The sequence below is a fragment of the [Scytonema hofmanni] UTEX 2349 genome (assembly GCF_000582685.1).
In the GTDB taxonomy this organism is placed as follows: Bacteria; Cyanobacteriota; Cyanobacteriia; order Cyanobacteriales; family Nostocaceae; genus Hassallia; species Hassallia hofmanni.
On record NZ_KK073768.1, the window covers coordinates 3,510,521 to 3,519,528 of the forward strand.

A 9,008-nucleotide genomic window follows, 5' to 3' on the forward strand; every position below is an offset into this window, starting at 1 on the left:
ATTGCCCATTGCCCATTGCCCATTGCCCATTGCCCATTGCCCATTGCCCATTGCCCATTGCCCAATTCCCATTGCCCAATTCCCATTGCCCAATGCCCAATGCCCAATGCCCATTGCCCATTGCCCAATGCCCAATGCCCATTGCCCAACAACCAACAACTATCCCCCATACACAATTTCATTGCGACTGACTGAACCGAGTTCGGGTACTGTGTTAATAGCTGAGTGGGGAGTAAGTGCGCTAGGAAGGGTTGGTGCTACTTGCAATTTCTGCACAAGATGTTGCAAAAATTGGTCTTGTCCAGTGCGAAAACCGGATACATTGTTACCACGGTTAAGAATAGCGAACCAAACCAAACCGCGATCGCGTGTGGGAATTACTCCAGCCAAAGAACTGACATCCCGTAGAGTACCAGTTTTAAATACAGTAGCGTTAGGCATGTGTCTACCGTGAATTGTCCCACGATGATCGAACCCAGAAATCAGCAACAAGTCAGATAAGGTCAATTGATGGAAGAGTGCTTCTCGTTGTAGCGCCATCAACATAGCACAGGCTGCTCTAGGGGAAATGCGATTTTCCTGTCCGAGTCCCGAACCATTGATTAATTGAATTTCTGACTGGGGTACTCTCGCAAGCTGGGCAGCTGTTAATTGTACTACCTGCGCTCCTCCTACCGAGTCCGCTAGCATCTGTGCCATCTCGTTATTGCTGAAAACGTTCATTTCCTTGATGAGTTGCTTCAAAGGCAAAGAACGGTGACGCAAAAGCACGGTTTGTTGCGAATTTATTTGAGGATCTAATTTCACAGTACCTGCAATTACGACTTGAGGCTTCGGAGTTCCCTTGGGCATAATTGAGTATATGTAATTAGCAGGACGCGACCAAGTGGTATAATTGAGTGCTTGCTTGAGCGTTTGACCTGCGACTATCGGATTCGGCTGGAAATTCATCATGAAATTGCCAGTAATAACCAAATTTCCCTTTACTTGCTTGATTCCCATTTTGTTGAGAGTATTACCAAGGGCGATCGCCTCCTCCCAAACAAACATCGGATCGTTACTCCCAGCAATCACCAAATCGCCTTGTAAAACTCCATTTTGTATTGGTCCTGTTGCGCTGACCAAAGTATCAAATTGGTGGTCTGGTCCCCAAGTTTTCAAAGCAACTAAAGAAGTAGCAATTTTTGTTAACGAAGCCGCAGGTAGAGGAGTCGTACCTTGGTGATTAGCCATCAGCATTGGTCCCGACTGCATCCAAATACCTTGACTTTCTGTCAAGTTCGGATCTATCAGCTTTGATGTTACCAGTGATTTTAAATATTCTTGGACTGTAATAGCCCCAGCTGGATTTGGATCGGGGGCAAGAACTAAGCCTGGGCTACTTTGCCAAGCCAATGCATCAAAAGCATTTAAAGGCTTGAGTTGTACCCCTGCCATTTCTAGCCAAAGCGTAACTAAACCTGAACCCAATAACTCCAGCATTCTTTATTCCCCTGTTAGGACGTGCTAATTTATTTCCTGTGCTAATATACAAAGCTTTTTTATGCTAATCAGCATTGAGTCATAATAACTGGTATCTTTGCTATCTATAGGTAGGATGGATAACATTGTTTTAGTTATTATCTTTACACTTCTAAAATTTGTACCACTTTTTCATGACTTTAAGCACAGAAAAATATAAAGTCAGTTTATTAGAGTTAATAAATTCCTCCCAGCGTTGCCCTATCAATATAAAAAAAGTCCGGTTGGGGGGAGTTAAGAAAATACAAGAATAGATTGGATTTGGTATTAAGTGCCTAGGGCAATGGGCAATTGAAAAGCGGGAAAAGGGAAAGGGGAAAGAATTTTTACCATTATCCAATGCCCAATGCCCAATGCCCAATGCCCAATGCCCAATGCCCAATGCCCAATGCCCAATGCCCAATGCCCAATCCTTACTTCCTTTCTGGATGAGCCGCATCCTCTGGTGAAGGAGTGCCTAGAGCGTTAATTGCGGCAATCATTTGATACAAACGCCCCAAGTCGCGTTGATTGAAGTACAAAATGAGACGGGGTAGCCCAACAGCTTCATCTTGTCCTTCTTGGGGTAAAGCGTGACTTTTTTCAATCTGTCCATCAACTAGGATGTCGCTAAAATTAGCATTTAGTTGCTCGACTTCAGCGTCTGATAAATCCGTATGTAAACGGATGATTAAGCGATCGCCTACATAGCGGCTGGAGTGATAAACCTGATAAAAACTGGTAATCGCATTACAAGCCACATCCAGGTTGTCTGTGACTGTGTATAGACTTGGGTCTTCCGGACTTACTAAACCTTTCTGCACCAGTTGCTTATCAATGTATTCGCTCCAAGACCGCCAATAATCGCCACCAGGGTGATCGATTAAAACTAAAGGTACTGGACCAAACTTACCTGTTTGGCTCAAGGTCATGCACTCAAAAGCTTCATCTTGAGTGCCAAAACCACCAGCAAACAAAGCTACAGCGTCACTTTCTTTGAGAAGAAACAGCTTGCGGGTGAAAAAATACTTAAAGTGAATCAGCTTTGGATCACCTTCAATAAATGGATTTGCCTCTTGCTCAAACGGCAATTGAATGTTTAAGCCAAAGGAATTTTCTCGTCCCGCACCTTCGTGACCGGCTTGCATAATACCACCACCACCGCCTGTCATCACCATGAATCCCAACTCAGAGACATAGCGAGCAAATTTAACCGCCATGCGGTATTCTGGGCTTTCTGGCGAAAGACGCGCAGAACCGAAGATGGTGACTTTGCGAACGTGTCGGTAAGCATGAAACAGTTGAAAACCCCGTTCCATGTCTGTTAAAGAGGCAGATAATATCTTCCAGTCAAGACGATCAATGTCGCTTTCACCTAGACGTACTATTGTCGTCAGTGCCTGTTTGATAAATTGCCGATTTTTTAACGTTGGTAAGCGATCGATTAAGAGCGCTATATCCGCTTTTAGAGAGTCGAATGTGTCGAATGAGGTTTCGGAGGTCATGAGAACTGCCGCCAAAATAGCACTATATTTTACCCAGATTTGGTGTGTTGTTATCAAATACCGCTTTGCCTACTTTCATGCGATCGCACTGCACGCTAACAGTAGTCCACCACATTAGTTCTGAGGGGCTACGAGTGGTCAGATCCCCGACTTCTCCAAGAATTCGGGGATCTAGCACCAAATTAGTGTGGTGGAACACTAAGGCTTACAACCTAAGTCCTGAAAATTTTTCTTCCATTTTCCCCTTTCCCTCTTTCACAATAAAAAGCACCTTTGGTTTACCATCAACCAAGGCACCCGTGCTCATCAATGTTTTGGATAGAAGTACCTGTTACAGCAATAAAAAATTACTTTACTAAAAGTAATCTTAACAATGATTACAATTGAAAACGATTTTCTAGAGACGCGAATTTTCGCGCCTCTGTAAATCGTTAACAAAAATTTACCTAATACCACACCAAATGGACAACTTAAGAGAAGTTTTCCAGTGGTTGAGTTTCAAAGATACTTTTCCAAAGTGTTAGCTAATGTAGTTTTCGGTACGGCACCGACGACCATATCAACTTTTTGCCCACCTTTAAAAATCATTAATGTGGGAATGCTGCGGATGCCGTATTGACTGGCAACATTCGGATTTTCATCGGTGTTAACTTTAACTACTTTGATTTGATCGCCGTACTGAATGGCGATTTCATCTACAACCGGAGCTACCATCCGGCAGGGACCACACCACGGTGCCCAAAAGTCAACTAAAACTGGAACTTCGCTATCCAGTACTTCTTGCTTAAACGTAGAATCCGAAACTTGTGCGGCTGCTGACATGCCTAAAAACCTTTGCCTATTATATTTCTGAGCTTCGTGAAAATTCTACCATAGCAAAAACCACCGCTTCGGATTGTCGGATGTATATTTGCAAAGAAGTTCGCTTATTTTATTAACATTTAAGTTGACAAAAAAGCTTCTACGGTTGGCAAAATGAGCTTTATTGCTTTGGGTAACAGCCTGTTTGGACTGCCAGCTAATAGCTTGATATACATAAGGAACCGCCCGAACAGTAGTCCGGGCGGAGTGTGGTGTGAGGAGTGAACGGAAACATGCGTCTCCGCTTTCTCCATTGTAGGCGACATATATAATTTTTCCAGTGATTGTTTAAGAGTCACCGAAAAATTTATTTCCCGGTTGTTAGGAGTTAGTGGTTAGTAGAGACGCGATTAATCGCGTCTGTACAATGTTAGTGGTTATTGGGTTAGTTAAATTTTCTAGTCCCCAGTCCCCAGTCCCCAGTCCCCAGTCCCCAGTCCCCAGTCCCCAGTCCCCAGTCCCCAGTCCCCAGTCCCCAGTCCCCAGTCCCCAGTCCCCAGTCCCTTTATTTACCCATGCCTAATTGTTGAGCTTTTTGGTAAACTTTACCTTCAGTTAATAAAGAAGGAGCAATCACAATTTCAACTTGTTGCATTTCTTTAATATTTTTAGCTCCTAATGTTCCCATACTCGTCTTTAAGGCTCCCAAAAGATTATGAGTGCCATCATCTAGAGCCGCAGGTCCGGTGAGAATTTGCTCTAGAGTGCCGGTAGTGGCGACGCTAATGCGCGTACCACGGGGCAATACAGGGCTAGGAGTCGCCATACCCCAATGATAACCTCGTCCTGGGGCTTCGGCGCATCTAGCAAAGGGAGAGCCAATCATGACGCCATCGGCACCGCAGGCGATACACTTACAAATGTCTCCGCCTGTGATTAAACCGCCATCGGCAATAACGGGGACATAATTACCAGTTTCTTGATAATAATCGTTTCTAGCGGCTGCACAGTCAGCGATCGCACTCGCTTGAGGCACCCCGACACCCAATACCCCACGAGAGGTACAAGCTGCACCAGGACCAATTCCCACCATCACCGCTGCCGCACCAGCTTTCATCAAATTTAGGGTGACTTCATAAGTCACACAATTCCCCAATATGACAGGGATGGGCATCGAGCGACAAAATTCTGCCAAATCAAGTGGAACTATCGATTCTGGTGACAAGTGTGCCGTCGAAACCACAGTTGCTTGGACAAAAAATAAATCTGCCCCTGCTTGCGCGATCGCCGCACCATATTTGCTCGCAGCTGCTGGAGTAGCACTTACTGCTGCAATACCACCTTGTCGTTTAATTTCCTGAATACGTTGTTCAATTAATTCCTGCTTTATTGGTTCGGCATATAGTTTTTGCATTAAAGAAACAAATTCATCTTTGCCAACAGATGCAATTTGATTTAAAATCGGCTCTGGGTCAGCATAACGAGTTTGGATACCCTCTAAATTGAGAACGCCCAACGCTCCTAACTGCGACAACCGTACAGCCATGCGGACATCTATCACACTATCCATCGCACTAGCAATTATCGGGATTTCCCGCTCTATATTGCCAATACGCCATTTGGTATCTGCCAAGCTCGGATCGAGTGTCCTCCCTGAGGGGACTAAAGCAATTTCATCAATTCCGTAAGCTCTGCGAGCTGTTTTACCCCGACCAATTTGAATGTCCACGCTTTTAACATTGCGAAATCTGTTTAAGCTAGGGTATCAAATTGTGGGCGAACTTGCAGCGTTTTTGGTGAAAGTAACCTGCAAGCTGTCAAGGATAGCAAGAGGGGAGGGGAGAACAAAAAATTGTGAATGTGTTTGTATCTTAGATAAAATTGGGTTAATTCAAATGCTTAAATAGTACACCACCAATAAACGCACTTTAAATAATTTTTTTGCATATATCTATGGTTAGAAATAGCCGGAATCAAAACTTGGCTGATTGATAATTATTGATTATTTTGGCAATTGTTTTTAGCGAAAATGTATGACTGTGGCTACAAGAATACGCCTACAACTTTCATCTCACAAACCCGAATACCAATTCTATGTGAGCTTGCGCTTTATCGTCGCTTCGCTCCTGGGTGTGGGGTGTAGGGTGTGGGGTGTGGGGAATGTAAGTAAGGCACAATACACCCACCCTGATTAGAACCCACACCTTCAGAACTTCCATTAGAAGCAATCAGGGTAACTTCCCCTGTTTTCTCATTAAACACCCAGCCAGTAGCAGGTACAATTGCTATACCATCAGAATTAAATTAGATACATACGTAAAACCCAAAACCCTGTAAAGACGTTCCTGCGGAACGTCTCTACGTGTACTTAATCACAACGCAATCGGCTGTATGTGTTGCAAGTGCCAGTATTCAATTTGATGGTTTTATTTTCCCAGAATTAACTGCATCAATTTAATATCAAGCAGTAAATGTTGCTTTGCCAGCAATAAACTTAGAATAAACTGGGTTTTATACTTAAATGCAAGGTAATAAAAATTTGTTACAAATAAATATGTAACAAACTGTAAGTAATATGGACGGAAATTTCACTCTTGAAAATGAACCTGTCTGTTCGTAGTATTGTTACGATAGTTTCAGATTAAATGTTGAAGCCTTGATCCAGTCTGAAACTTTAGAATTACTAGAATGGCACCGGCTCTGCCAGCATATGAGCACATTTGCGGCAACTAAACTAGGAGCGCGAGCCTCACGTCAACTGCCGATTCCTGACTCCAGAGCGGAAAGCGAGTACTTGGTAGCGCAAACCAAGGAAATATACGAATTAGAAATTCGTCTCACCACGGGACTGTCTTTTGAGGGAATTCAAGATATTGGTGATTCTCTTGAACGGGCAGAAATCCAAGCTGTTTTAACTGGTGAGGAACTTTTGGCGATCGCTACTACTCTTGCGGGAACCAGAAATTTACGCCGTGTAATTGACAACCAACCTGATTTTCCCATATTGAATCAGCTAATTGCCGATTTACGGACTTATCCGGAACTAGAGCAAGAAATTCACCGTTGTATTGACGATCGCGCACAAGTAGCCGATCGCGCTAGCCAAAAACTTAATGATATTCGCAATGATTTGCGTAAATTACGCAGTCAAATCACTCAAAAACTGCAAAATATTTTACAAGTTAAATATGGCGCAGTTCAAGAACAAATAATTACCCAAAGAGGCGATCGCTACGTCATCCCCGTGAAAGCGCCTCAAAAAGACGCGATTCCCGGCATTGTTCACGATACCTCTACCAGCGGCGCAACGCTTTATATAGAACCTAATTCCATTGTGCCTTGGGGCAATCAACTACGACAAACAATTAAAAAAGAACAAGTTGAAGAAGAAGCGATTCGCCGCATTTTAACACAGCAAGTTGCAGCAGTCAAACCAGATTTGGAACGATTGCTGGCAATTGTCACAACTTTGGATTTAGCAACCGCTAGAGCGCGTTATAGTTTCTGGTTAGGAGCAAATCCGCCCCGATTTATCAAGCGGGAGGAAAATGAAACTATTACTTTACGGCAATTGCGTCATCCGCTTTTAGTCTGGCAGCATCAACATGAACAAGGTTCAGCAGTAATTCCGGTAGATTTACTGATTCAACCGCAAATTCGGGTGGTGACAATCACAGGACCAAACACCGGCGGGAAAACTGTCAGCTTGAAAACCCTCGGTTTAGCTGCATTGATGGCGAAAGTGGGTTTATTTGTCCCTGCCCGCGAACCTGTAGAATTACCTTGGTTTGAGAAGATACTGGCAGATATTGGCGATGAACAATCGCTACAGCAAAGTTTATCTACATTTTCCGGTCACATCCGCCGGATAAGTCGGATTTTAGAAGCTTTGGGACAGGGGGAGAAGGAGACAGGGGGACAAGGGGACAAGGAGGAATTTGCTTCCCCATCCCCCCCATCTTCCTCATCCCCCCAGTCCCTCGTCTTACTAGATGAAGTGGGTGCGGGAACTGATCCGGCTGAGGGTAGTGCTTTAGCGATCGCCTTATTGCATTATCTGGCTGACAACGCTCAGTTAACTATGGCGACAACTCACTTTGGTGAACTCAAAGCACTAAAGTACGAGGATGAGCGGTTTGAAAATGCTTCTGTAGAGTTTGATGAAAGTACTCTTTCGCCTACGTATCGTTTGCTTTGGGGAATTCCCGGACGTTCCAATGCTTTGGCGATCGCCCTGCGTTTGGGGTTGAAACCAGAAGTTGTCGAACAGGCGAAAAGCCAAGTAGGGGAAGCTTCAGACGAAGTAAATCAGGTGATTGCTGGTTTGGAGGCACAACGCCGCCGTCAGGAAACTAAAGCTGCTGAAGCTCAAAGTCTGTTGCAGCAAGCCGAACGTTTATACAAAGAGGTATTGGATAAATCCGCAAATTTACAGGAGAGAGAGCGCTCTTTGCGGGCTTCCCAGGAAATAGCCGTACAACAAGCGATCGCCAGCGCTAAAGGTGAAATCGCCTCTATAATTCGCCGCTTGCAGAAAGGTACGCCCACAGCTCAAGATGCTCAAGAAGCCACAAATGCTTTAAATCAAATTAATCAAAAGTATCAAGCGACACAGGAAAGCAAACCAAAAGCTGGATTTATGCCCAAAGTAGGTGATCGCATTCGCATCCCGAAATTAGGGCAAACAGCGGAAGTTTTAACTGCACCTGATAATGATGGTGAGTTCGCTGTGCGTTTTGGCATTATGAAAATGACGGTGAAGTTGGAAGATGTAGAATCTCTTGATGGGAAAAAACCGGAAGCGATCGCACAAACAGCCAGCAAACCTGCCAAGGTTACACCACCACCCCAATCAGCCCCAGCAATTCGCACATCTCAAAATACAGTAGATTTACGTGGTAAACGTGTAGCGGATAGCGAAATAATTTTAGACAAAGCAATTTCTGAAGCAACAGGACCAATCTGGATTATTCACGGACACGGCACTGGTAAGCTACGGCAAGGTGTTCACGCCTTTTTGCACCAGCACAAGCGAGTTAGCCGTTTTGAAGCCGCAGAACAGGCAGATGGCGGATCTGGCGTTACAGTTGCTTACATTCAGTAATGGGGCATGGGGCATGGGGCATGGGGCATGGGGCATGGGGCATGGGGCATGGGGCATGGGGCATGGGGCATGGGGCGTGGGGCATGGGGCATGGGGCA

At 44.6% G+C, this 9,008-nt stretch carries 5 protein-coding genes and 1 pseudogene; 1 reads left to right on the top strand and 5 read right to left on the bottom strand.

The window, feature by feature from the left end; all coding sequences use genetic code 11:
* Positions 1 to 159: 159 nt before the first annotated feature.
* From TOL9009_RS0120845 to TOL9009_RS0120870, 5 genes and pseudogenes are all read right to left on the bottom strand, one after another.
* Positions 160 to 1,482, bottom strand: coding sequence for a D-alanyl-D-alanine carboxypeptidase (locus TOL9009_RS0120845; protein WP_029634488.1), 1,323 nt, complete (start codon positions 1,480 to 1,482; stop codon positions 160 to 162).
* A 452-nt stretch (positions 1,483 to 1,934) separates the two neighbouring features.
* Positions 1,935 to 3,005, bottom strand: a complete 1,071-nt coding sequence (locus TOL9009_RS0120855; RefSeq protein ID WP_029634489.1) for an LOG family protein — start codon at positions 3,003 to 3,005, stop codon at positions 1,935 to 1,937.
* Positions 3,006 to 3,027: 22 nt separating this feature from the next.
* Positions 3,028 to 3,204, bottom strand: a complete 177-nt coding sequence (locus TOL9009_RS47555) for a hypothetical protein (RefSeq protein ID WP_186227614.1) — start codon at positions 3,202 to 3,204, stop codon at positions 3,028 to 3,030.
* 299 nt (positions 3,205 to 3,503) lie between these two features.
* A pseudogene (gene trxA, locus TOL9009_RS0120865) lies at positions 3,504 to 3,851 on the bottom strand (thioredoxin); the annotation flags it as partial.
* A gap of 520 nt (positions 3,852 to 4,371) precedes the next feature.
* Positions 4,372 to 5,535: a GuaB3 family IMP dehydrogenase-related protein gene (locus tag TOL9009_RS0120870; protein ID WP_029634491.1), complete on the bottom strand. Its 1,164-nt coding sequence runs from the start codon at positions 5,533 to 5,535 to the stop codon at positions 4,372 to 4,374.
* Between the two features lie 927 nt (positions 5,536 to 6,462).
* Here TOL9009_RS0120870 and TOL9009_RS0120875 point away from each other — a divergent pair.
* Positions 6,463 to 8,910: an endonuclease MutS2 gene (locus TOL9009_RS0120875; protein ID WP_029634492.1), complete on the top strand. Its 2,448-nt coding sequence runs from the start codon at positions 6,463 to 6,465 to the stop codon at positions 8,908 to 8,910.
* The last annotated feature ends 98 nt before the right edge of the window (positions 8,911 to 9,008 follow it).

Excerpts from the sequence above, each read along its gene's own strand:
- TOL9009_RS0120845 (WP_029634488.1), bottom strand. The coding sequence starts at position 1,482 with ATGCTGGAGTTATTGGGTTCAGGTTTAGTTACGCTTTGGCTAGAAATG.
- TOL9009_RS0120855 (WP_029634489.1), bottom strand. The coding sequence starts at position 3,005 with ATGACCTCCGAAACCTCATTCGACACATTCGACTCTCTAAAAGCGGAT.